Origin of the sequence: Endozoicomonas arenosclerae, from assembly GCF_001562015.1 — a bacterium.
GTDB lineage: Bacteria > Pseudomonadota > Gammaproteobacteria > Pseudomonadales > Endozoicomonadaceae > Endozoicomonas_A > Endozoicomonas_A arenosclerae.
This window is the reverse complement of sequence record NZ_LASA01000054.1, coordinates 72,489-95,132: the sequence shown is the minus strand read 5'-3', so window position 1 is coordinate 95,132 and position 22,644 is coordinate 72,489. Positions and strand designations below refer to the sequence as shown.

Annotated in this window: 20 protein-coding genes; 7 read left to right on the top strand and 13 right to left on the bottom strand. The window is 47.2% G+C overall.

The annotated features are described in order from the left end of the window. Nucleotides 1-245 precede the first annotated feature (245 nt). Nucleotides 246-671: a hypothetical protein gene (locus WG89_RS05560; protein ID WP_062262523.1), complete on the bottom strand. Its 426-nt coding sequence runs from the start codon at nt 669-671 to the stop codon at nt 246-248. A gap of 187 nt (nt 672-858) precedes the next feature. Here WG89_RS05560 and WG89_RS05555 point away from each other — a divergent pair, with 187 nt between their 5' ends. After that, nucleotides 859-2,403 carry a metallophosphoesterase family protein gene (locus WG89_RS05555; RefSeq protein ID WP_062262520.1) on the top strand — a complete coding sequence of 515 codons (1,545 nt, stop codon included), beginning with the start codon at nt 859-861 and terminating at the stop codon, nt 2,401-2,403. Between the two features lie 9 nt (nt 2,404-2,412). Here WG89_RS05555 and WG89_RS05550 read toward each other — a convergent pair whose 3' ends face one another. The 3 genes from WG89_RS05550 to galU are packed head-to-tail and all read right to left on the bottom strand — an operon-like array spanning nt 2,413 to nt 5,369. After that, the gene (locus WG89_RS05550) at nt 2,413-3,624 is read right to left on the bottom strand and encodes a glycosyltransferase family protein (RefSeq protein WP_062262517.1); all 1,212 of its coding nucleotides are present in this window, start codon (nt 3,622-3,624) and stop codon (nt 2,413-2,415) included. Between the two features lie 52 nt (nt 3,625-3,676). Further along, complete coding sequence (locus tag WG89_RS05545) at nt 3,677-4,534, bottom strand: HAD-IIB family hydrolase (RefSeq protein ID WP_062262514.1); 858 nt, start codon at nt 4,532-4,534, stop codon at nt 3,677-3,679. A 4-nt stretch (nt 4,535-4,538) separates the two neighbouring features. After that, on the bottom strand, nt 4,539-5,369 hold the full coding sequence (galU, locus tag WG89_RS05540; RefSeq protein WP_062262511.1) for a UTP--glucose-1-phosphate uridylyltransferase GalU: 831 nt from the start codon (nt 5,367-5,369) through the stop codon (nt 4,539-4,541). Between the two features lie 237 nt (nt 5,370-5,606). Here galU and WG89_RS05535 point away from each other — a divergent pair, with 237 nt between their 5' ends. Further along, nucleotides 5,607-7,316 (top strand): alpha-amylase family glycosyl hydrolase, encoded by a 1,710-nt coding sequence (locus WG89_RS05535; RefSeq protein WP_062262508.1) that lies wholly within the window; start codon nt 5,607-5,609, stop codon nt 7,314-7,316. On the opposite strand, the gene WG89_RS05530 is transcribed toward WG89_RS05535, so the two are convergent. Beyond that, nucleotides 7,313-8,263, bottom strand: coding sequence for a hypothetical protein (locus WG89_RS05530; RefSeq protein WP_172806720.1), 951 nt, complete (start codon nt 8,261-8,263; stop codon nt 7,313-7,315). The genes WG89_RS05535 and WG89_RS05530 overlap by 4 nt on opposite strands. Before the next feature lie 164 nt (nt 8,264-8,427). Beyond that, complete coding sequence (locus WG89_RS05525) at nt 8,428-8,805, bottom strand: SET domain-containing protein-lysine N-methyltransferase (RefSeq protein ID WP_172806719.1); 378 nt, start codon at nt 8,803-8,805, stop codon at nt 8,428-8,430. 210 nt (nt 8,806-9,015) lie between these two features. Between WG89_RS05525 and WG89_RS05520 the strand changes: the two genes are divergently transcribed. The 4 genes from WG89_RS05520 to WG89_RS05505 all read left to right on the top strand — a co-directional run bounded on the left by WG89_RS05520 (nt 9,016) and on the right by WG89_RS05505 (nt 12,291). Then, on the top strand, nt 9,016-9,423 hold the full coding sequence (locus WG89_RS05520; RefSeq protein WP_079253681.1) for a DnaJ domain-containing protein: 408 nt from the start codon (nt 9,016-9,018) through the stop codon (nt 9,421-9,423). 50 nt (nt 9,424-9,473) lie between these two features. Continuing rightward, nucleotides 9,474-10,442, top strand: coding sequence for an IS5 family transposase (locus tag WG89_RS05515; RefSeq protein WP_062262497.1), 969 nt, complete (start codon nt 9,474-9,476; stop codon nt 10,440-10,442). Between the two features lie 88 nt (nt 10,443-10,530). After that, nucleotides 10,531-11,616 (top strand): arginase family protein, encoded by a 1,086-nt coding sequence (locus WG89_RS05510; RefSeq protein ID WP_062262495.1) that lies wholly within the window; start codon nt 10,531-10,533, stop codon nt 11,614-11,616. A gap of 21 nt (nt 11,617-11,637) precedes the next feature. After that, a complete protein-coding gene (locus WG89_RS05505; protein ID WP_172806718.1) occupies nt 11,638-12,291 on the top strand; it encodes a 2OG-Fe(II) oxygenase in 654 nt (217 codons plus the stop codon). A gap of 365 nt (nt 12,292-12,656) precedes the next feature. Here the strand turns inward: WG89_RS05505 and WG89_RS32870 are convergent, their stop codons facing one another. The 3 genes from WG89_RS32870 to WG89_RS29210 all read right to left on the bottom strand — a co-directional run bounded on the left by WG89_RS32870 (nt 12,657) and on the right by WG89_RS29210 (nt 14,550). Beyond that, nucleotides 12,657-13,019: an IS1 family transposase gene (locus WG89_RS32870; protein WP_062262490.1), complete on the bottom strand. Its 363-nt coding sequence runs from the start codon at nt 13,017-13,019 to the stop codon at nt 12,657-12,659. A gap of 46 nt (nt 13,020-13,065) precedes the next feature. Continuing rightward, nucleotides 13,066-14,141, bottom strand: a protein-coding gene (locus tag WG89_RS05495; protein ID WP_153301440.1) for an IS3 family transposase whose coding sequence is annotated in 2 segments (ribosomal slippage) — nt 13,066-13,889 and nt 13,889-14,141 — 1,077 coding nt in all. Because the reading frame shifts where the segments join, the coding sequence is not laid out codon by codon here. A gap of 148 nt (nt 14,142-14,289) precedes the next feature. After that, nucleotides 14,290-14,550 carry an IS1-like element transposase gene (locus WG89_RS29210; RefSeq protein WP_153301443.1) on the bottom strand — a complete coding sequence of 87 codons (261 nt, stop codon included), beginning with the start codon at nt 14,548-14,550 and terminating at the stop codon, nt 14,290-14,292. Between the two features lie 178 nt (nt 14,551-14,728). On the opposite strand from WG89_RS29210, the gene WG89_RS05480 reads away from it, so the two are divergent. Then, nucleotides 14,729-15,682 carry a reverse transcriptase family protein gene (locus WG89_RS05480; protein ID WP_062262482.1) on the top strand — a complete coding sequence of 318 codons (954 nt, stop codon included), beginning with the start codon at nt 14,729-14,731 and terminating at the stop codon, nt 15,680-15,682. Between the two features lie 12 nt (nt 15,683-15,694). On the opposite strand, the gene WG89_RS05475 is transcribed toward WG89_RS05480, so the two are convergent. From WG89_RS05475 to WG89_RS05460, 4 genes are read right to left on the bottom strand one after another with little or no spacing between them, the layout of a single operon-like run. Continuing rightward, on the bottom strand, nt 15,695-15,928 hold the full coding sequence (locus WG89_RS05475) for a hypothetical protein (RefSeq protein WP_062262479.1): 234 nt from the start codon (nt 15,926-15,928) through the stop codon (nt 15,695-15,697). A gap of 12 nt (nt 15,929-15,940) precedes the next feature. Further along, a complete protein-coding gene (locus WG89_RS05470) occupies nt 15,941-17,782 on the bottom strand; it encodes a hypothetical protein (protein WP_062262476.1) in 1,842 nt (613 codons plus the stop codon). 2 nt (nt 17,783-17,784) lie between these two features. After that, nucleotides 17,785-18,987 carry a hypothetical protein gene (locus WG89_RS05465; protein WP_062262473.1) on the bottom strand — a complete coding sequence of 401 codons (1,203 nt, stop codon included), beginning with the start codon at nt 18,985-18,987 and terminating at the stop codon, nt 17,785-17,787. Continuing rightward, nucleotides 18,987-22,535 carry a hypothetical protein gene (locus tag WG89_RS05460; RefSeq protein ID WP_062262470.1) on the bottom strand — a complete coding sequence of 1,183 codons (3,549 nt, stop codon included), beginning with the start codon at nt 22,533-22,535 and terminating at the stop codon, nt 18,987-18,989. Before WG89_RS05460 ends, WG89_RS05465 begins: the two co-directional genes overlap by 1 nt. Nucleotides 22,536-22,644: the final 109 nt, after the last annotated feature.

The following is a 22,644-nucleotide window of genomic DNA, read 5'->3' as shown; positions in this document are numbered from 1 at the left end:
CATGCAAACGCACTGCGAAATCAACGTTTCAAATGTGCTTAAACGATGTTGATTAGTCAGGAGCCTGACCAAGAATAGAGAGCCCGGCCTAAAATCCAGAAAGAACGGTCTATTTTTCCGATGAATTTGCTTAAATAGGTCAACTATTCGCACAAATCCATCGAAGCTGTCCAGAACGCTCAAGGCTGTAGCCTCGTTCTACTGAATTTTATGCTCGAGCACTATTCTCGGTCAGGCTCCTGGAGCTATTCCAGAAAGGAGACATTGGCCAGATAGATATCAGGCTGAGAACTTTGTATTAAAGGAGGGGGTTCTGAAAGCCATACACGGGAAGGTTCAGAGTCAACCTGAAGCAGCTTCGCAACAATATACAGCAGAGTAAATGCTGGTTTGCTGTCCGGGTGTGAAAACTGGAGATAATGGTCATCGAGATCACAGTCTGGACAGACCTGATCCGCCTTCTGAAGATGTTCTGCCGGGGAAGGAACACAACAGTCATGATCCATGCCGGAAGCGTCTGATGACATGGTCATCGACATCTCAGGCTCGGCAGTATCCATAGCATGAGCCTGCGCCATCTGACAGGCCTGTAACAGCATAAACATCAGCAGAGCAATAAGCGCAGCGCCGAGTGTTTGTCTGTGTTTCAGGTTCAGATGAATCAGTGACATGGATACAAAAAATATAGAGTCTAAGCAGACATCTTAAACCTTCCAGTGAGGGGAAGGTCAATCGTGACTTACCGTTTGAAGAATATGAAAGGTTGACTATATTCCTCATCACCTTGGATCATAAAAAGAGTAATTCGGGATGATAAATTCCAGAAAACTCAATGCACTCATCTTTGGGTGCTGCATTATGGCAACCTCAATAACAACCGCTGCGCCACAATACAACGTATCCAGAACTCAACATCAGAATGAAACATGGAATGATTATCTGGCCAGACTGGATAAAGAAAACTCTCTGGACAATGTGGAGAATTCCTCAAGCAAAGAGCTTCCCGCTACTCATAAAGATTGCTCTTCCCTTCATGAGCTTGAACTGCCCGTTTCTGTTAGAGATCAGGCCGTAAAAGTCAGTCATGTTTTAAAACATTTCTCAAAGAATCTGAGCACTGAGAGTCAATCAAAAATAGAGGGTTACTGGGAAGTAGTCAGCAGAGGCCAGAACAAGCTTCTGGAAGGTATGAATCAGGAAATAGATCTGGATGATATTTCAGACCAGTCTCTCTTGCCCTACCTGTTGCAGCAGAAATTGCCGGACACTTACAAGATATTTCTCCAAAATGGCATGCCTGCCAATGAGGTCGATAAACAGGCTATTGACTACTGGCAGGAAAAAACAGCTAACTCCCTTCCCACTCCCAAAGGCCAGCTTTTGGGCTGTAAAGCCTTTGAACAGTTTGACCCGGGATGGCTGGAGACAGGCATGAACTGGTTGGCTCAGGCCGTTGGCATACTCACCAAGGCTGACTTTCCGGAAGTACCCGGTAAAGCAAGCTACAACAAGCCAGAAGGCGTTAAGATTGCCTTGATAGGCGACTGGGGGACCGGGCTTCGTGAGGCTCGTGATGTTCTTGGATTCGCTCTGGCCATGCAGCCAGATATTGTGATCCATTTGGGTGATGTCTACTTTTCTGGCAGCAAAAGTGAGTTTGCGGAACACTTTCTTGAATTCCTGCCTGAACCAGACAGAGAGGGAAGACCGGACTTCTTTTCTCTGAACGCCAACCATGAGATGGATGGTGCTGGCATTGGCTATTTTAACGTCCTGAAGCATCCTCTTTTTGAACGACAAAAGCAAAGCAGTCACTTTGTACTGGAGGTCAACGGATGGACTCTGTTGGGGCTCGACAGTGCCTACAACGCTGATGGTATTCAGTACACTACTGGTCGAATCAGAGACAAGTTCCAGTCAGAACTGTTGTCTGCATCTCAGCACAAAGCCCACAAACTCATTTTACTGAGTCATCACAATCCCCTTTCACCGGACGGAACCCGGACGACTCCTCTTTGGGAGGATGCCTATCACGCCTTAGGCAATAATGCCCCTCAATACTGGTATTTTGGACACCAGCATATTGGTATGGCTTACTCCGCTCAGTCCGCATTAGGCAAACTGGGCGTAAATGCACGCTGCGCCGGTCATGGTGGAATTCCTACTGCCAGAGGTTCAATGTATTTCAATCAGAACAAAATGCTTGAAACCATCGATAGCTATTCCAATGAGCCCGATGCCTACCGCCCCCATCACATTCAGAACGGCTTTATGATCATCACTGTAAGAGACAGCCATATTGAAGAAGCATACTTCAATCAACATGGTAAACAACAAGTGATGATTACGCCTTCTTATCAGAACATTCATACAATGGTTCTTTGCCCACCTCATTGTGAATGACTGTAGTTGTCAGGCATTGTCCTCTTCCACAGCATCATAAAGACGTTCCAGAATATCGGGGATAGCGGACATCACCCGATTCCAGCTGGGTATAAAGGGTCTTTCCATGGGGTTTTCCAGAAAGTGTTGCCCAGCTTCCATGATATTTCGGGCAAACAGTTCAACGGCTCGCTCTTCGGTATCGCGATCAACATGGAGGCCATTCATTACGGCGTCGTCGTAATAAGATTCAATGAAATCCAGAGCTACCCGGTAATAGGTGGCCTTGATGGTCCGGAATGTCTCAGTATTGAACTGCACACCATTGGTGGCCAGTTTTCTGAAGACTGCCTTGATAATGTCATGGCTCATTTTAGAAAGACCGGCATTACGATCTTCTTCCGAGAGTGGCTGATGCTTGTGGTCATACACATCAGCAATATCGACCTGACACAGTCGTTTACTGGAGTAGTTGCGCTTAACCTCTGACAGCACGCCTATTTCCAGCCCCCAGTCACTGGGGATTCGGATATCGTTAAAAACACTGGTGCGCATGGAAAATTCACCGGCCAGTGGGTAACGGAAGCTGTCGAGATATTCCAGATATTCCATTGGGCCGTGTATTTTTTTGAGCGCTCTTAACAGCGGTGTCACCAGAAGACGACTGACCCTGCCATTGAGCTTGTTATCGGCGACCCTGGCGTAATAACCCTTACAAAAGTCATAACTGAAAGCCGGATTGGCAACCGGATAAAGCAGCCTCGCCAGCAAGTCTCTTTGATAAGTCACGATGTCACAGTCATGCAGAGCAACAGCTTCTGATTTTGCTGAAGCCAGGACGTAACCATAGCAATACCAGACATTTCTCCCCTTCCCCGCTTCCTTGGGAGCTAATCCTTTGCTTTCCAGTAATCGATCAATTTCACGAAGCCTGGGGCCATCCTGCCATAAGATCCGGTGATGCTGATTCAACTGACCAAAGAAATCCCGGGCATAGGCATACTCTTCCTCACTGGCTCTATCCAGACCAATAACGATTTCGGACAGATAGCGAACCTGGCTGAGTTCCTGAACAATATTGTTCAGGGCAGGCCCCTGCAGCTCAGAAAACAGGGAAGGTAACACAAGGGACATAGGACGCTGACGCGAAAAAGCCTGCAGCTCCTGCTCCATATCTTCTGTTGAACGTACCCTTAAATTATGGAAATTGGTGATAATGCCATTCTGATAAAAATCTCCCATAACTACAGTCCCTTTATCTGATTATTGTTTTGATGCGCCCAGTTCACTGGTTTCATAGCAATTCACCCGCCGATTCATGGCGCTTTGGAACGGACTCAAGAATGTCCAAAACAGCTTCACTCCAACCTGCCGGCCCTACTGATTCGGTATGCTTGATATCAGGCAAGTGTTCGGTAGCAGGCTGACGGCTTCTTTCAGAGCGAACCAGAACAGGAATATCCACCGCTTCCAGCATGGGTATGTCGTTGAAGCTGTCGCCCAGACCTATAGACAGCCAACGTCGTTCAGGAAAACTTTCCAGATAATGTTTAAACAACTTTTTGGCTGCCGCGCCCTTATTTCCCTTACCAGAGACATGATAGAACCGTCCTCCTCTGGTCAAATGCAGTCCTTCTTTCCCCAGCTTTTTTTCGAATAGCTTCAAGGCTTTTTCACTGTCTTCCCAAAGCAAAGGCTCGCTGGCTTTACGGTCTGCGGCAAGGCTCGCCTCTTCAAGACTTAATCCACAAAGTTCTGCTATTTCCTGATGACTGCAATCACCAAAACCTCTGAACTGAAAGTCGTATTGCTCACGAAACTGCTTTAAAACCCTGCGAATAGCCTTGTAGGGTCGACCATGAAAGTAATGAGTATTCTTGTCGGTATCAGAAGATTGGAAGTAATTGGCAGGAATGGTGGTAATCATTCCGTTCTCGGTAATAAACGGATGATCCAGCTCCATTTCCAACTGCAATGGCAGAACTTCACTGAGCGTTTTACTGGTATTAAAAATCACCGGGATATTCAGCGCTTTCAGTTGATCCAGAGCAGGCTTTGCCTCTTTCCAGCTATAGCTGTCGTGATCGAGAAGTGTGCCGTCAAGATCGGAAAACAAGACCAGTCTTTCTGTCGCCTTTGCTTCTTTGGACATGGCTTTAGTCCTTGTCCAGACGCTTTTGGTAGATGGCGTTGGTTGCTTCTACAAAACCACTGACACTGCCGCAATCAAAGCGCTCACCTTCAAATTTGCAGGCGATAACACAGCCCTGTTGAGCCTGGGTCAGAATGGCGTCGGTGAGCTGGACTTCTCCATTTCGGCCAGGTTCTGTGCTCTCAATAATTTCGAAAATATCCGGGGTCAGCACATAGCGGCCAATCACCGCAAGATTACTGGGCGCTTCAGAAGGGTCGGGCTTTTCTACCATGTCAGTGACCCTTATCAGGTTTTCGCTGAGCGCTTCGCCGGCAATCACACCGTACTTATCCACTTCGGATTCCGGCACTTCCTGAACGGCAACAATCGTGCAACGAAACTGTTTGTACAGATTCACCAGCTGCGCCATAACCATTGGTCCATTGTCGTTAATGCAGAGATCGTCAGCCAGGACAACACCAAATGGCTGGTCACCGATCAGGGTTCTACCGCACAGGATCGCATGACCAAGCCCCAGCATCTGATTTTGTCGGGTGTAAGAGAACGTACAGGCCGCCATGACTTCACGAATGGTCGATAGCTTTTCTTCTTTACCACTGCCAGCAATCTCAGCTTCCAGTTCATAATTGATATCAAAATGGTCAGGAATCGCCCGCTTGTTTCTGCCATTCACAAACCCCAGGTCGGTCAAACCTGCCAGCATGGCTTCTTCAACGCCATATTGAATCAGGGGTTTATCAACGACAGGTAACATCTCCTTAGGCATGGATTTGGTGGCAGGTAGAAAACGGGTTCCATAGCCCGCTACAGGAAACAGACACTTTTTAATCATATTTCTGCTCGTCTTTCTGAGAAGTTGTGCGTCTCAATAGGGCTAAAGCAGGAGTCGTGCCAATTCAGTGACAGATCCTTGGTGGGACAAGAACAATGAGCTCAATAATGATTTTCAAAACAATCAATAAATAGACGATATAAATAACAAATTTATGGCATTTATCCGTGATGGCATGACTTCTGCTGCAAGGAAAGAATTCAGCTTAATTCGCACACTTACAAGGGAAGATGAATCTTGCAAAGCTACCCAAAAGCCTTCTCTGGTTTTCATCAGTCCATGACTCAATTATTGTCGCTTCCCTATGGTGAAGCAGCGGGCGATATTGCAGCGAGAATTGTTCGCAGAGTACAACATCACCTTCATGAAAACCCTCCCAGGCCAATMCCCGCCTGGTCTGAAAAAGATGCGTTTCTCATTACCTATGGCGACTCTCTTTCTGATAACAGCGACCAGACACCGCTGCAGGTTTTAAAGGGCTTCCTTGATGCCCATCTCAATGAAGTCATCAACACTGTACACATTCTTCCCTATTTTCCTTACAGCTCAGATGATGGTTTTTCCGTCATTGATTATCTGTCGGTTAATGAACAATTAGGAAGCTGGCAGGACATAGAATCCATCTCCAATAATTACCGGTTTATGTCGGATCTGGTGATCAATCATATTTCCAGAGAAAGCCTGTGGTTTGCAGACTTTGTCAGTGGTACACAACCTGGCAGGGATTACTTTATAGAAGAAACTCCTGAGACGGATCTTAGTGCTGTGACTCGCCCAAGAAACTCTCCTCTTTTAGTACCTATTCATACAAGGCGGGGGTTGAAGCACGTCTGGGCAACATTCAGTGAAGATCAGATCGATCTGAACTTCCAGAATCCGGACGTTCTAATCCAGATGGTGGATATTCTGCTTTTCTATCTGGCTCGCGGCAGCAGCGTCATACGACTGGATGCCATTGCTTTTCTCTGGAAGCAACTGGGTACTCATTGCATGAGTCTTCCTGAAACCCACGCCATTGTTAAGCTGTTTCGACTGATTATGGAAAAGGCTTGTCCAGGCAGCCTGCTATTAACAGAAACAAATGTCCCTCATGAAGAAAACATCAGTTATTTTGGTCAGCAAGACGAAGCGCAAATGGTTTATCAATTTGCCCTTCCCCCTTTAATACTTCATGCACTAAATAGGGGCACAGAAAAATATCTGGTGCAATGGGCCAGGGCACTGCCCGATTATCCGGAAGGCTGCACGGTCTTGAATTTCACAGCATCCCACGATGGCATCGGCCTTCGCCCCTTGACTGGAGTGATCCCGGACAATGAAGTGTCAGAACTGATCGACAGCATGCATCGTTTTGGTGGTTTCGTGAGCATGCGCACCCTGCCGGACCAGTCAGAGTCTCCTTATGAGATCAACATTGCGCTTTTTGATGCCATGAAAGGGACTCGAAGGGGTGAAGATCAGTGGCAAGTGCAGCGCTTTCTCTGCTCTCAGCTCATCATGCTGGGCATGCGCGGTATTCCTGCCTTGTACATCCACAGTCTTTTTGCCACGCCTAACGACCTGGCGGGTGTAGAAAGTACCGGCAGAACCCGATCCATCAATCGTCGGAAATGGTTATTGGAAGAATTGTTGCCCGAGCTGGAAAACCCGATTTCAATTCAATCGCTAGTATTCCATTCGCTCTTGAATAATCTCAGAATTCGCAAACAGGAACCCTGCTTTCACCCGAATGCCTCACAAAGTATTCTGGATATGGAGCCCGGTATATTTGCATTTTTGAGAACATCCGGCAGTCGTAAACTGGTGGCTATTCATAATCTGACACCCGCACATCAAAAGTTGAACCAGCCCGATTATGCTGGCTGGTTCGACTTATTGGGCAATGGTGTAATTGCTGACCTTCAACTCAAGCCGTATCAGGTATTGTGGTTAGTGCATGAGTCCTAATGTACTTTGAGCCCGACCAGAGAATCGCACCAGCCTGTCAACGGTTTACCAAAGTGAGGCAACAGCGTGTCGCGCCTTAAGCTGTATACAGATGCCAGGCTACAGGGAGAGAATGAAAGCAGGTCACTATAGCCTTTGAAGATAGCCACATCATCATCAAGGCCAGCATCATGGGAAGCCTGAATCACTTCCTGTAAAAGAGATAGACTCCCAGGCTGGTCATCATCTGCAGACAGCTCTTTATCGAGTTCACTGAGCTGAAACATGGTTAAAATAAAGCTGAAAAAGCCCTTGGCACTCTTAGGCTTAATAGTCGCTTTGTTTGGAGGATTGACTCCCAAAAAGGGCAGAATGTGAAGAAAAGATCTTTCGAGTTCATCCTGAACAAACTGCTTTTCCCCATCAGGCAGAGCATCTATTTCCGCTAATGCCACTCTTGCACTCAATCTCAACAGCCCCAGCAAAGCAGTGGTGTTGGCATCCACGTCCAGATATACTTCTACACTCCTATCCTCAGCAAGATCATCGACTTCCTGATAGCTTTTGACTACCTTCAGGTAATATCCAGCCTTAGTAGCATCGGCTAAATATTGGTGATGACGCCCATGCCAGTGTTTCTCCAAATGAGTCTCAATGGCTTCAAAGAGCTTTTTCGATTCAATGAATGAAACCTGATTATCCAGCTCTACCCTGACAGCTCCCACAGTAACAGAAACTCTGGAGTCGTTCTCTTTCTGGTCTTCTTCCTCACAATCGCCCTGACAATGGGCTTGAGCCTCTTTGAGCTCATCCGACTCCAGAACTTTTTTCAAATGTTCTGTTATTCTTTTGTACCTGCTCTCAAGTTGCTCATCAATTTCATCAGCGCCCCTCAGACTTTTTTGTAATTCTCTGAGTTTCATGTCGTCTTCATCACTGCTTCTGCTTTCAGAAAATGCTTTTCGCATGGTTTCATGAAGCTCACCAGGTCTCTGCGAATCATGACTCTGTTTTTCTGAATCAGATGCAAAAGTCGGCAAAGTGAGACAAGACAATGCCGAAACAAGAAATCCCAGAAATAATTTTTTCTTCATTTTTAAACCTATCAGAACAACCAAGTGCTTAAAGGTAGTCAGTCTTTAAGGTTTCTTCCTTCGTAGGTTTTGATTTCCCGGTAGTCCTGCAAAAGCTCCTCTCCACTATCAATATCTCTAAGAGCAATCAGTCTCCCGTCTTCCACCAAAGAAATATTGCCCTGTTTGGAATGATTACAAAATCGGATGTTATCGTGTGAAAGGTGCCAGCGATTTCTTGTTACATCAAAAAAACCATAGTGCTTAATAAATGCCTGCTCTGAAGCTTCCAGCTGAAGCAATGCCTGCTCAGAAAGATGCAAATCCAGCTCTGGGTTTTCCTTGTAGAGGATTACTCCCTTCTTAATGGATTGCCCGGCAAACAGCCCTACTCCGTGAACAGGGCTCTGAGCCAGATAGGTTTCAACACAGAACATCAGAAAAACCTCCCAAAATTTAACCACCATAAAAAATAGAGCATGCTGATGGTTGTTAGCATGACTGACCGGCTTGTTAAAAAGAAAACAACTGGAAAAACAACAGGATAGTCAAGAGCTACTGACAGAGAGGTGTTTTTTATATACTAATTCGAAACAGCTAAGCACTTATCAGGTCTTACTCCCTAAACCGACTATAGGAGCAGGACCATGAAAAAGACCTATCCACCAACCTGTGCATTAAGAAGAGTTATGCCATTGATGGCTGCTCTTTGCTGCGTCCTTTCCGGCAACATTTCAGCACAAACATACGATGAAAATGATATTCCATATCCCTGGACACTCCAGGAGGTTAAGGATTATTACCAGCAGAGAATTGAGCAACTTGAAACTTTGGGTATAAAAGAAGATTTCCCAACGGAAAGGCAAGTCAATAAAGCATTTAGAAAATTTGCTACTAAAAACCATCCTGATAAAAATCTGGGACAGCAGGCAAAAGCCAAGGCCCTAATGGAAAAGGCAGGCCATGCCAGAGATAACTTATTTGATCCAGATCTCAGCAAGCTCGACAACGCTCGCACCGACTTTTTGGGTAGACCTGATCTAGGGAAGGTGTGAACAAGTTCCTTGTGAGCTAATCTACCATCAGCTCATATTTGGAGTTCACCATGAAGAATCAGCTCACGTTTGCCGACTGCGAGTTCACCCAAAAAAAGCGACAGACTCGTAAAGAGAAGTTCTTACTCAGAATGGAGAAGCTGATTCCCTGGTCTCGATTAGAAGCCGTCATTGAGCCTTTTTATCCAAAGCCAGGTAATGGAAGACGCCCTTACCCGCTAGCAACCATGTTGCGTATTCACTGCTTACAACACTGGTACAGCCTGAGTGACCCAGCAATGGAAGATGCACTTTATGAGATAGCCTCAATGCGATTATTTGCAGGCTTATCTTTGGAGAACCCCATTCCTGATCACTCAACCATCTTGCACTTCCGGCACCTTTTGGAGAAGCACAAGCTTGGCCGTAAAATTTTTCAGGAGATTAATGAGTGGTTAATAAGTTCTGGCATTGTACTGAAGGAAGGCACTCTGGTGGACGCCACTATTATTGAGGCGCCTACATCCACCAAAAACCAAGCAGGTCAACGAGACCCTGAGATGCATCAAACCAAAAAGGGAAACCAGTGGCATTTTGGAATGAAAGCTCATATTGGTGTCGATGCCAGAACTGGGCTGACTCATAGTCTTTCAACTACGCCCGCAAATGACCATGACCTTAATCAAACTAAGAATTTATTGCATGGAGATGAGTCCTTTATTGGGGCGGATGCTGGATACCGGGGGGCAGAGAAACGAGAAGAACTGAGCGACTGTGAAGCGGAGTTTTTCATTGCTGAGCAACCCAGCAAAGTGAAAGCCCTGAAAAAGCATCCCCGAAAAAATAAGGTGGCGATCAAGTTGGAGTATTTGAAGGCCAGTATCCGAGCGAAAGTTGAGCACCCCTTCAGAATCATCAAGTGCCAGTTTGGATTTGTAAAAACAGCGTATCGAGGCATCGGGAAAAATGACAATAAACTGGCCACTCTTTTTGCTCTGGCTAATGTGGTTAGATTGGATCAAATGCTACGTAGGGGTTAATCTGCCTATCAGCCGAGAAAACCGGCTGAAAAGTAGATAATGAGCGACCCTATCCTCGCTTTTAGTTCTAAGAATTGTGTTTTAGAACATGCTCAAAGGATTGATGGACTTCTTCACACCTTCCTTAGTTAGTTGCTGCATTCTCATTCCCTTAACTTTTCGTGATGTATTAAAATGTAATCCATGCGCCCCTCCTTCACACCCCCTTGGTCATCATTTATTAATTAGTGAAGTGAGCAAATTAAGTAAAAGTGACATTGCTATAGTCCATGCACCTATTTCTAGCACTGCCGATAATGATGTTTCGGTAAGATCTGGTGGTAAGTGGGTTAGAAAATTTCTTAAATCAACTTTTCACAAAGAAAACAATTTATCTAATGTTGAAGCTGGATATATTATTGACTTAGACTTTAGTGAGAGAATTCTATCAAATTCAATAAACTTATATGATTTTGGAGATATATATTTCAATCCAAAAACTGATACACAAAATACTGTTGGGCAAAGACTATCTTTCATATGTCAAAATGTAGCTTCTCGTCATTCAAAACTAATTGTCCTTGGTGGCGATCACTCACAATCTTACTTTACAATTGGATCACTAGAACAAGTTTATCCAAAACTAGGAATCATTCATTTTGATGCACATTCTGATTTATATACATCTGGAAATAGCTTAGACAAAGAAATGAATCACGCAAACGTCTTTCATTGGATTAATGGAATGGATCACGTGAAATCAATATTACAAATAGGTCTAAGGGATACTTATTTTCAAACAGATAGCAATATAAGAGTTGTTAAAAGCAAAAAAATTCAACAATTTTCTGCTTTCGAAATCATGTCTAATGGGTTTTCGAGATTATTAGATTCGCTAGACTCTGATTTAGACTGGTTTATTTCTTTTGATGTTGATGTGTTACATAGAGTTGATCTACCTGAAACAGCTACACCAGTCTTAGGAGGCCTTGACTTTTATACAACATTTAGAATTTTTGAAGAGTTATTTCAGCGTCTAAGAATTATTGGTATGGAAGTTGTTGAAATAGGCGAAGGCACACCAACTGCACATGGAGCTGCGGCAATAGCTTCAAGGTTAATTTCTCGGTTTATATTTAGTACTCATAACAAAGAGTCATCAAAAGGAATTATCTTCCAACCAACTTTAAACTAATAACTCTTGATGGAGAAAATTTTGAACTTACTCGACTTAATATTAATATCGAAAGAAGCGCTTACTATTGATCAGTGTGATATGTTAATAGAAGAGTTTAAACAAAGAGAGTTTGATTCTGAAAAAGAATCATCTTTAAATTCACAAACAGGTTTATTAGAAGAAGCTTCATATAAAACCATTTCACTAAGACCAAATACAGAGTGTTTCAAAATCTTACATTCAGCTACAGGAAAAATGATTACAAGTTGGATGCGTCATTTAGAAGAACATGATATGTATAATACAAAACTACTAAAGCAAAGTTTGAAATACTCTCATGATTACAGAATTTTAAAGTATAGTTCAGGAAGCAAGATTCACCCACATACGGACTGGGATTTATTTACTATTGGCAGCTGTTCATTCATTTTAAATAATGAATTTAAAGGTGGTGATTTTTATTTTTTTAATGGCAAAAATAAAATCTCCTTGAATAAAGGAGATGCAATTATTTGGCCTGCTGATTGCTTTTGGGTCCATGAAGTAAAAGAAGTTATTGAAGGGGAAAGATATTGTGCAAATTCATTTTTGACTTGCTTACCTGATGATTATGTTGATGAAGTATTTGAAAAAATTAATCGTGATATGTCAGACAGAGAAGAAGGTTCTCCTTACCTCCATGAGTTGAATTAAGTAACCAGAGAATAACTTCTAATTTTCTTCCCTTATTTAATTGGGATCTAATGCTAGCTGAAATCAGCCCCTCAAGGCCTATTTACGGGGCAAAAGCCTATGTATCTGCTCAGAATTTATAGGCGCATTTTTCGGCCGGTTGGCTACACCCCAGTAAAATCAAGGGAAGCATTCTAAAATCAGGCTCTTTTGCCTATAAAAAAATGAGCAGTTACTAGGGGGCGCAACCAGACCAAGGAAGCGGTTAACTGAAGCACTCCCAGGTAGTTGTTTCGACCCAACCGTTCGTACCGGGTTGCAATTCGTCGGAACTGCTTCAGTTTCTGGAACAACCTTTCTACAAGATTGCGCTCTTTGGTCATGTCTCAAAGCTGTTGAAAGTGCTCTCTATTAATGAATTCCCCAATCACTTTGTCATGCACCTTCTCTGAGCGTGAAAAACAAATTGTTTTTCGATTCAATCTCTTTAGTCGGGTTCTGAAGTTCAAATTTTCTCGCTCAATGCCTTGAGTATTAGCTTTACCAACGATGTGTTGCTCCTTAGGTAACAGCCTTTCGTAAGCTCCCCAGTCATCCGTGAAATACGTTTTGATACTATAACCTTCGAGGTGGGCAAGAAGTAGTTTCAGTACACTGTCTTTTCTCCGGCCAAACTCATAAGCCAGTACTTTTCTGGTATCTGGGTTCCATGCATACCAGAGCCATCGAGGGTTCTTTTTACTACCCACATATGACGGTAATCCTCCCTTTTTTAACCGCAGTTAAAAGTAGAGGTTAAGCTGCCATCAGTGGTGGCCTGCCATTGTTAGCTTTATGTGGTCTTTCATGATTGTAAAACCAAAGCCACTCGGTTGCATATTCCTGAACCTCTTCCAGAGACTCAAAGAGGTGTTTGCTGACCCAACTGTATCGAACTGTTCTGTTATGTCGTTCGATATAAGCGTTTTGTTGAGGGTTACCCGGTTGGATATATTCAATGCGGATTCCCTTTCTTTTCGCCCAATTGGTGAACTCGTGGCTGATAAATTCAGGTCCATTATCGCAGCGAATAATGCTTGGCTGATCACGCCATTCCAGCAACTGCTCCATGACCCGAATAACTCTCAGCGAAGGCAGCGAGAAGCCTGGCTCAATAACCAGACCTTCACGACGATAGTCATCAATAACATTGAGTAGTCGGTAGCTTCGACCATCAGCCAGTTGGTCATGCATGAAATCGATAGACCATACCTGATTTGGGCGCAAAGGCTCCTTTAGTGGCTCAGGCTTATTACGATTCAACCGTCGCTTTGGCCTGATACGCAAGTTTAATTCCAGCTCCTTGTAGATGCGATATACCCTTTTGTGGTTCCAGGTAAAGCCCTGAACATTGCGTAGATAATCAAAACACAAACCAAAACCCCAGTCGCTATGCCGGGTGGTCAGCTGTATTAGCCACTGTGCAATCTCATCGTTCTCTGAAGCCTGTTTGGGTTGATAGCGATAACAGGTTTCACTGATTAGGAAACAGTAACAAGCCTTGCGAATGCTGATGGAGTGTCGCGCCACCGACTCCTGAGCCATACAGCGACGCTCACGGGGCTTTACCACTTTTTTGCCATGGCTTCTTGAATGATTTCAGCCTTTAGGCGTTCGTCAGCGTACATTTTTTTGAGCCGCCGGTTCTCTTCCTCAAGCTCTTTGAGCCTGGTCATAAGGGAAGCATCCATACCTCCGTACTTGGCTCGCCACTTATAGAACGTTGCGCTGCTCATCCCGTGTTCGCGGCAGAGTTCGGGAACTGGTGTTCCAGTTTCTGCTTGCTTGAGAATCCCGAGGATCTGACTGTCTGTGTATTTTGATTTTTTCATGCAGAATCTCCTGCGTATAGGTTACGAGAAAATTCTACTTTTGGCTGCAGTTATTTTTCGGGATGATTACCTGACCACTGTTCATCCATTTGGCACACCAGCTCAACTGTCGAAGTTTCGCTCGGAGCGGGCTCTGCCTTGGGAGGTGTTAGTTTTTTAAATGGGCGACTACCGTATTAGGGCTGATTCTCAATACACGAGCGGTATCTCTGACTCCTGAGCCATTCATGGCCATATCGATAATGCGTTCATGGGTGCCAGGCTGGTTGGCGTTGTAGCGGTATTCAAGCTGGAAGCACTTATTGCAGTTGCGGCAGAGGTATCTTTGATGACCGGTATAAGCCTTTCCATTCTTAACGACATTGTCTGTCTTTTGACAATGTATACAAGCAACTTGAATAACAGCCATATAGCACTTAGAAAAAAGCTTAGGAATATACAGGATCAACAGTTTTAGGTCACGACCCCTGTTTCATCACTTGTTCTGTTCTCTGAAAGCCTTGGTAAGGAAGGAAAGTACACCAAAAAGATGCGCAAAATGCTGGCGGGCAAGGCATTGGACGTGTTGCAGTGGATGGTAATGAAGAATGAAACAAAGAAAATCAAAGCTTAAAATTCAGACGAAGGGCAAGTCCTACAGCCTCCACGACTCACCTCTATACAAACTGAAAACCAAGCGTAAACTTGCGAGTATTCTTCAGCACTCACTTCCAGACTTGAAGCTTTTGTGTAGTGATGAAGGCAATTATGCCGTTTTTGAAGAAACCAAGAAGGGCAGCAAACCTCGTGAGATTCAGAAACCAAATCCCAAGCTTGAAGTCGTCCATACCCGTATAGCCAGCCTGCTCTGTAGGATCGACACCCCAAACTATTTACACTCTGGTAAAAAGGGTCATTCCAACGTCTCGAATGCTTATGCTCACGTCAATTCGGATAATTTGCTGACCACGGATGTAAAGTCATTCTTTCCTGCAACATCCAGAAGGCAAGTATTTTCGTACTTCTACTCTATCATGCAGTGTTCACCAGATGTTGCAGATATGCTGGCTGATTTGTGTACCTATAATGCTCATATCCCAACAGGAAGCAGAATCAGTATGCCCCTTGCATACTGGGCAAATGTCTCGATGTTCAATGAGCTTCAGGCATTATCACTGAAGCATTCGGTCAAGATGACTATTTATGTTGATGACCTGACATTTTCCGGCAAGAAAGTGAACAAGCTATTCCGGTTGTGTGTGAAGAGAATTCTAGAAAATTATGATCACGCCATGCACCCAGCCAAGACCATTCTTTATCGTGCGGCTCAACCGAAACTGGTTACAGGTGTGATTGTCACAGAGGGGCAGATGAAGGTTAGGAATGAGCAGCATCAACAGTTGGCATCTGAGCTGGACATATGGAAAGCAATAAAAGATCATCCATATGCAGCAGGTATGAAACCCACTTCTAAGTTGCTGGGACGTTTATATTCAATGGCTGTGATTGACTCTCGTTACAAATCGAAAGCAGTAACAGTACGAAAATCCACTCATACATAAGATCAAAAATAATCATACCTCTGACTCATATTGCGCCAGTTCTGGCGTAGAGCCTTTAATGACTCCTCCCTGGATAATAGCTTTCTGCCCAACATCAACAGACATTCCCTGCACAGTGACTACAGAGCCGTCTCGCAGACGAACTTGACTGGTACTGTTCGAGTTTTTGGCTACGACAGTAGCAACCGTTTTTGCCCCTTCGGGAATCAGGGACTTGAACTGTTGCCAGATGTTGGTAGTGGCCATGTTCTTCTACGCTTAATAGTGACGCTCGAGCTCGATGGATTGACTGAACTTGCTGCCTGATATCCGAATACTGGTGGACAGACAGAGTGCTCGCCAGTTTCCATTGATATCCTGCACTTCAATTAACTGACCCGGTTCAACCAGCCCAGGGGCGGTATTGTTATCCGTGAGCGGGATCTCCAGAGTGGTGATACTTTGATGGCCACCTTTGGCCAGTTCATTCCTGCCCCGTTCAGTGTTGACCTGTGTCTCAGTCAGCCAGTCCTCCAGAATATCAGGCGCAGGATTATCGCCTGCAGTGCCTTGACGTTTCACATTGACCGCTACCCCTGCATGAGTGCCTGAGACATACACTGCGTTGTATTCGGGTTCTGGTCGCCAGCTTGCACTCAGGTTGATGACCATGCTGGCCGGTACGATTTTGTCCATAGTGGCGCTGCTCCAGCTCCAGGGGCTGGCCGGGTATCTGGGCTTGATGTTCAGTTGATCGCTATCCCGGGCAGGAATGATGACAGCGCCTGCAGTGCTCGCTAATCGTGCCACCACCTTCATGGGTGTCTCGTTCTGGTAGCTGAAGGTGCCACCTGGGATGATCCAGTCGGGTGTGCTGAAGTCGTCCAGCTCCGGATACAGGGCTGTGAAGCCGGTATTTTGCAGTTCTTCGGTGATGGCTTGTTTTGCATTGATGTTACTACTGTTGGACTTGCTGCGTTGCGGTGCATAGGGTGACGCCAGCAGCTGTGTTCGGCTGGTGCCATAGACGGTGTATTGCTCCTGACCAAAAGCTCTAGAGCCAGTGTAACGCTCGACAATAAAGACCCACTTCCAGCCGTTGATATCCACTTCGATTTGCTTGGGTCCGTTCTGATCCGGTTCCACTAATGCCAAGCTGCTGGCTCCCCAGAGTTGACCACTGAGGCTCCAGCTGAAGCTGTCAATGTCGAGGCTGATCTCTATGTCATTCAGCTCGATAGCCGTCCGTGTGGGTAAGGTGACCACGCTGATCGTATTCATAAGCAGATAACTCTCCCTGATCTCTGGTTGTTCCGGTTCGGGCTTTTCGATGACATCGATCTCGCCGCCATAATTACTCTTGGTACTGTCATCTTTAGCTTTTCTTCCAGGGCTCCAGGGGAGGATGACGAGTTCATCCTGGATACGGTTACTGCTGAACCTTGAATGCTGATGTGAGTCTCGAGGCTGGATCGGATAGTTGGGTGACTTATCACCCAGGCTGAAGTAAACCGCCGAGCTGGTGACCGGGGTGTATCGCCTGCCCTGGAAGGTGAAGTCCAGCTGTGAGGGGCCGGGTACTTGGTAGCCAGTGATGGTCTGCTGCTGGAAGGCCCCATACTCATTGCTGCGATCAAAACGCTCGGTCTGCTGGCGATCTTTCCAGCTGGCTTTCTGCCAGGGTTCACGGCTTTCTTGTTCCCTGGCCTGGATGCTCTGATCCCTGACCTCATGGAGGTCGGATTGTTTGGCAGCCGGTTGCCGCCATAATGCTTCAGCCTGATTCTGTCGATCATGGCCGTTGGCATGACTGATTTGTGCTGATCGTTCTCTTTCAGGCACCTGTCCCCAAAACAGTCCGAGAGCCTGAGCTTCCAGAGCCCGGGCCTGATGACTGCTTTGCTGGCGGCTTGTCTCAATCGTCAGGGAGTGTTGAAAGCGACTGCTGGCAGATGCCTGATACACTGCTCCTGTCTGCCACTGACTCTGCCAAGCACTAACCACCGAGGGCGGAGGAATAAAGGCGTAGGTGGGCTGTGGATAAAACAGAAAATGGGAGACCGGTTGATAAGCCTCCCGAGGAAAGTTGAAGTACTGAGTCTCTTCTGGAAAGTAAGCCACGTTCAGCTCTCAGGCACTATTTCTGGAAAGACGGGTCCATGAGCCAGAGGACGCGTGTAAGGTTTGGCTTTGAACTGTGCAGTCCCTACTGTTTGAATACTGTCGTCAAACCACCAAGTGGGTTCTGTACTGTCTCCGGTACCGGCAACAGTGCAGTGATAGACGTAGCCCTGAAAGTCGACGGGTCGGATCACGTCGCCAGTTTCATAAACTGTATCGGCTTGCCAGACATCACCATAGTCATCCACGGCTACAACAATGACTGATCCTTCATAAGGGCTGGTCTCCAGAGAGTAGCTGCCACTGGTACTGTCGCTCATCACGCTGCCCAGTACAGCATGTTTGGTCTCTTCACTGCCATCCACTTCCAGCAGGGCCTGGGTAAATGCGAAGACTTGCCGGGCGACGGGCTGGTCATCTTCGGTCACCACACCTTGTACCCGGGTGGTGTTGCCATTGCCCGGAATGATGATGCCACCACCACTATTGGCTGATGGTGGTGTATTGCCTTCGACCCATACTACTGTGCTGTCGCCTGTATTCGTCCAGACTATTTCACTGCTGACGTTTTGACGGCTGGTCGTGATCTTCAGAGGGTTGCTGCTGTCTTCAAAATCCCAATGCCACAGTGTCATAGATTGACTGTCAGAAACTGTGGGTGGAATACTGCTTTTGTCGTAGCGATTTATCAAAGAGGCTTTCAGCATCAACAACCCTTTCGCATTGCCTATTGATGTTCCATCACCTCCCAGAATGGCCCTGAAGTAAGCAGCAGAGAGGTACATGCTTTTATGGTTGTAAATGGAGTGAACCGTCTGTGCAACGCCGTTAAATAGGATGAATACACGATCACTGACTGTATTTTGAGAAGGATGCACGGTTATTACCAGTTCAAACAGCTCATCAAAAGGAATCGAGCTTTCGCAATACCCCCTTAACCCCAAGCTCCCATAACGTGACCCCAGCACTTTGACAATGCCACTCTCGATATAGATTTGTACCTGATAAGCAGAACCTGAAGTGCTGTTATCCGAGAAGGTATACAACAACGGAACTACTTGATTCGCCTGACTGGAGTCTACCTGGATCAGGGTATGAAAGTAGAAGTCCTTGGTACTGTTGAAGCCTTCGTTATCAGCGCTGTAAGTTACAGGGGAATCTAATCTTCCCTGCGTATTCTCTTTGCTGAACCATATCCCTGCCATCAGTCCGCATCCCCCCGAATTTGCAATGTAAACTGGTCATGGGTTTCCGTGCCCTGACCGGCCAGCACGGTTCGGCAGATCCACACCGGTGCCAGGCAGCCATCGGTATTGAAGCGGATCACATTGCCCACCGACCAGCCGGTCCCCCAACCTTCGGCCTTAATGGTGAAGTAAGGCGTACCGGTTTCCGGATTAATCGGTGCTGCGTCCACCGCCGTGATAGCGGTATCGATAATACCGAGCTTTTCTTCCACGATCTGGAAGGCGGACGACGAGGTAAAGATGATCGCCCACTTACCGAAAATGGCTCCTTTGTTGGTCACCTGCAGTGGGTAGTTGATGGTGTTGTACTGAGCGGTGGTGTTGTCGCCGATGCGCTCATTGCTCCAGTTGGGGTTGCCGCCGTCCCAGACTTTCTGGCTGAAGAAGTGATGCACCCGGGCTTGCAGGTCGCCATAAACGACGGCGCTGCTGACGCTGGTTTCATTGGCTGGCAAGGTCCAGGGCACCGGGGCAATGATGGACAGCTCGCCATTAATCTGCACGTCGCTGGCCACGCTCATATGCTCGACCCTGTCCTTGATGCTCAGGGGGGCGATCAGGCTGTTGCTTTCACTGTTCTGGAGCAGCAGTGGATCGGCAAAGGTGACTGTACCGGCTTCCCTGTCGGCGGTGTACTGGGCAGGATCGAGCAACTTGCCCTGGCTGTCCTCGACGATGATCTCCGCCTGGTAGTCCCGGTTGAGGGTGACCACCTGACCGGCAGTGGGTGTACCGGCATCGGTGGCCTGGGTATGGCTGATCACCACAATGTCGCCCGGGCGGAAAATAGGCACTTTACCATCGGGTGGCAGGCGGACCGGCTCTAAACCGATCAGCTCTGCATCCAGTGGCAGGCTGGTTTCCACAATGCAGTTATAGCGGACACTCTGGGGGATCACATAGATAGGCTCGCTGCCATCGGTAAAGGTCAGTTCACACCAGCCGGTGGTGGTATCCATCTTGCCCTGAACTTCAGATGTATTGATATCGCCGTTAAAGTCGGCGGTGGCGGTGATGACATCGGCGTTATCCACACGCACTGCGATCAGCTGCAGGCTACCTGCCCGAATGGGTGCACCGGGTGTTCTGAAGGCGACCGCATCCACTTTAAAACCACCGGAGATCGTAGCAGCAGACTGAATGGCAGCAGTGCTTATTGTGCCGGAAGGGTACACGGCCAGTGTCGCCACTCCACCGGTATAGTCAATCATGCCCACCGACGATCCGGCATTGGTCTGGGTGCTGACGTTTTTATAAAGCACACCGTCCCGGTCAAAGTAGAGCTCACCGTTCCATTCCAGGATTACGCTACCAGGTAACAGTGGATCTTCAATCAGGGGCAGCAGATCAATGGTCAGTTCCGGCGCACTCAGAGTATCGGTATTGGCTTGATGACTGAGACTGTTGCTCTGAGCTTTGCTGGTGACTGTGTTGCCTGAAAACACTTCCGTCTTGGTGGTGTTGGTGTAAGTCAGTCGGTACTTGTAACCTTCTTTGCGAACGGTGTATTCGGGATAGTTATAATCTTCTGTCGCCTGCAGGGTGAAGTTGCCGGTCTGGTAATCAAGGGTTCCTGCCATCCCGCGCCAGTTTCCGCTGCCATCGTCACTGACACTTTTGAATCGCTGGGACGTGGTCTGGTAGGTGGAGTACTCATTGCTGCGATTATTGGCCTGTTGCGGCACATTGCTTTGTCGTTCCACGGCAAACTGAATCTGAACCGAACCGGGCAGCAGGGGCGCACCTGAAATAGTCCCGGTCATTAAACCCGCACCATCCACAGCGACTTCAACAATGCCGCCAGCCACTTCCCCTTCTTCGTACTGGATCTCGATCTCCGTGCCCTGGTCGGGCAAAGTATCCAGTACAAAGCCCAACTCGCCGGGAGCGTAGTGAACACTACCAGAGCCATCGCCGGTCAGCAGGCCATTGCCCTGATCGGTGAGTGTTTTCGTGGTTTCGCTGGCCAGATAAGTAATGGTGACACTGCCAGGTTTGATGCCTGGTTTCTCGGTCGTGTGCCGGAATGAAAACTTGTCGACCGCCACGCTGCCGGTTCTGAGCGTTACTTCGTCATCGGCCTGAGTGATGTAGCTGAACACCAGCTTGCTGTCGGGATCGGGCAAGCCGTCCAGAGTCAGGGCCACGCTGCCCGTGTTGAAATCCATGGTCCCTGAGCCGGAGCCTACCAAAAGACCGTTACCCTGATCGCTGACATCCTGCCATTTGCCCAATGAGATATAGCTGATCACCAGAGTGCCCGGCTTGGGCTTGGCTTCGGCAAAGTTGAAGGTGTAGTTAAAGCCCCGGTTCTGACTGGTAATGTCCAGAGTGCCACTGATGGCTGCACCGGTGATGCCGGTCGCCGGTTGGTAAAGGGCCGTGGCCGCACTGGTAAAGAAACTGCTGTTGCGCCAGACGTTCAGTTCACCATTTTCATAGTCGATGGTCAGTTTTGAGTAGTGGTTGTTGCCACTTTTATGGACCAGCTGGCCGGTCTTGTCATCTTCAAAGGTGCCGCCTTCCAGGGTCAGAGTGACACTGCCCGGCAATGCCCCGGTTTGCAAAAAAGCACGACTCTGGTTGCCGGACAGATGGACAAACGACAGGCTGACACTGCGTTGGTTGGATGAGCTGGCCACCATGCGTTTGGCGGTGTAACCACCGTACTGATCCACTACCGGGCTTTCTACCCGGGCGCTGGGCACCAGGGGCGAATAAACGCTATTAACCTTTAGGGTCAGGTCGCCGGGGTTGATGTCGGCTTTCGTGGATTGAATGCCGTAATAGCGAGAAGTGTCGGCCACCTGTGTGTTCTGAACCGTGGTTTTGGCTTCACTGACGCCATCACCGTCTACGGGCATCAGGGTACCTGTAGGCGAAGCTATGCCCCCAGGAAAGCGGTCGATCAGAGCAGCGTTGATCTCCATATCCAACCGCCGACGTTCAAAGTCGATATAGCTGCCGGAACCATAGGCGTAGGTGAAGGTTTCGATGCGGTGCTCCACCTGGGTGATCCGGACATACTGTTCCTTGCCGGTGTCGCTGTTATGTAGCCGGTACACTTCGCCAATTTCCGGCAGGGCTTTTTCTTCCCGCTGAATACCGACAATGCTACGCTGACCCACCAGTTGATCACCCAGCAGCTCAAAGCTGGCACGGGTGCCAGGCACGACATAAGCCTCAATCCGGTTTCGAGCGACACTGCGCTCATCAGTCTGGCTGTCGGTATTGAACAGCAGCACACTGACATTGTCGTCATCGGGCGCATCGGTGAGGATGATATGACTGCCCAGATAAGCGTCGTTATTGTCAGTGCTGATACCGATGTACGCTTTGCGAAGAGCTACGTCTCCGATGGTGCGATCAATCCGGGAGATGTCCTGGAACAGATTGTTCACATTCCCGTCAATGACTTCATTGCCTGTTGCCCGGCCACCGCCGTCTTCCTCATCACTGAGACGCTGGCTTTCAAAGAGTTTCACATCGTCGTTGTTGATAGCCATCCGTTGCTCCTATTGAAATGTTCGTGCTTTATGTTTTTTCTGTTTTTTTACCGGATCATGGTACAAGATCCTTCTGGAACAACCTGATTTAGCTCTGTTAGACTCTGCA

Bases quoted from the DNA above. Each gene is read 5' to 3' on its own strand.
- WG89_RS05555 (WP_062262520.1), top strand. From the start codon at position 859: ATGGCAACCTCAATAACAACCGCTGCGCCACAATACAACGTATCCAGA.
- WG89_RS05525 (WP_172806719.1), bottom strand. From the start codon at position 8,805: ATGTTCTGTGTTGAAACCTATCTGGCTCAGAGCCCTGTTCACGGAGTA.
- WG89_RS05460 (WP_062262470.1), bottom strand. From the start codon at position 22,535: ATGGCTATCAACAACGACGATGTGAAACTCTTTGAAAGCCAGCGTCTC.
- WG89_RS05550 (WP_062262517.1), bottom strand. From the start codon at position 3,624: ATGGGAGATTTTTATCAGAATGGCATTATCACCAATTTCCATAATTTA.
- WG89_RS05515 (WP_062262497.1), top strand. From the start codon at position 9,474: ATGAAGAATCAGCTCACGTTTGCCGACTGCGAGTTCACCCAAAAAAAG.
- WG89_RS29210 (WP_153301443.1), bottom strand. From the start codon at position 14,550: ATGGCTGTTATTCAAGTTGCTTGTATACATTGTCAAAAGACAGACAAT.
- WG89_RS05560 (WP_062262523.1), bottom strand. From the start codon at position 671: ATGTCACTGATTCATCTGAACCTGAAACACAGACAAACACTCGGCGCT.
- galU (WP_062262511.1), bottom strand. From the start codon at position 5,369: ATGATTAAAAAGTGTCTGTTTCCTGTAGCGGGCTATGGAACCCGTTTT.
- WG89_RS05520 (WP_079253681.1), top strand. From the start codon at position 9,016: ATGAAAAAGACCTATCCACCAACCTGTGCATTAAGAAGAGTTATGCCA.
- WG89_RS05530 (WP_172806720.1), bottom strand. From the start codon at position 8,263: ATGCGAAAAGCATTTTCTGAAAGCAGAAGCAGTGATGAAGACGACATG.
- WG89_RS05545 (WP_062262514.1), bottom strand. From the start codon at position 4,534: ATGTCCAAAGAAGCAAAGGCGACAGAAAGACTGGTCTTGTTTTCCGAT.
- WG89_RS05465 (WP_062262473.1), bottom strand. From the start codon at position 18,987: ATGGCAGGGATATGGTTCAGCAAAGAGAATACGCAGGGAAGATTAGAT.
- WG89_RS05475 (WP_062262479.1), bottom strand. From the start codon at position 15,928: ATGGCCACTACCAACATCTGGCAACAGTTCAAGTCCCTGATTCCCGAA.
- WG89_RS05510 (WP_062262495.1), top strand. From the start codon at position 10,531: ATGCTCAAAGGATTGATGGACTTCTTCACACCTTCCTTAGTTAGTTGC.
- WG89_RS05480 (WP_062262482.1), top strand. From the start codon at position 14,729: ATGAAACAAAGAAAATCAAAGCTTAAAATTCAGACGAAGGGCAAGTCC.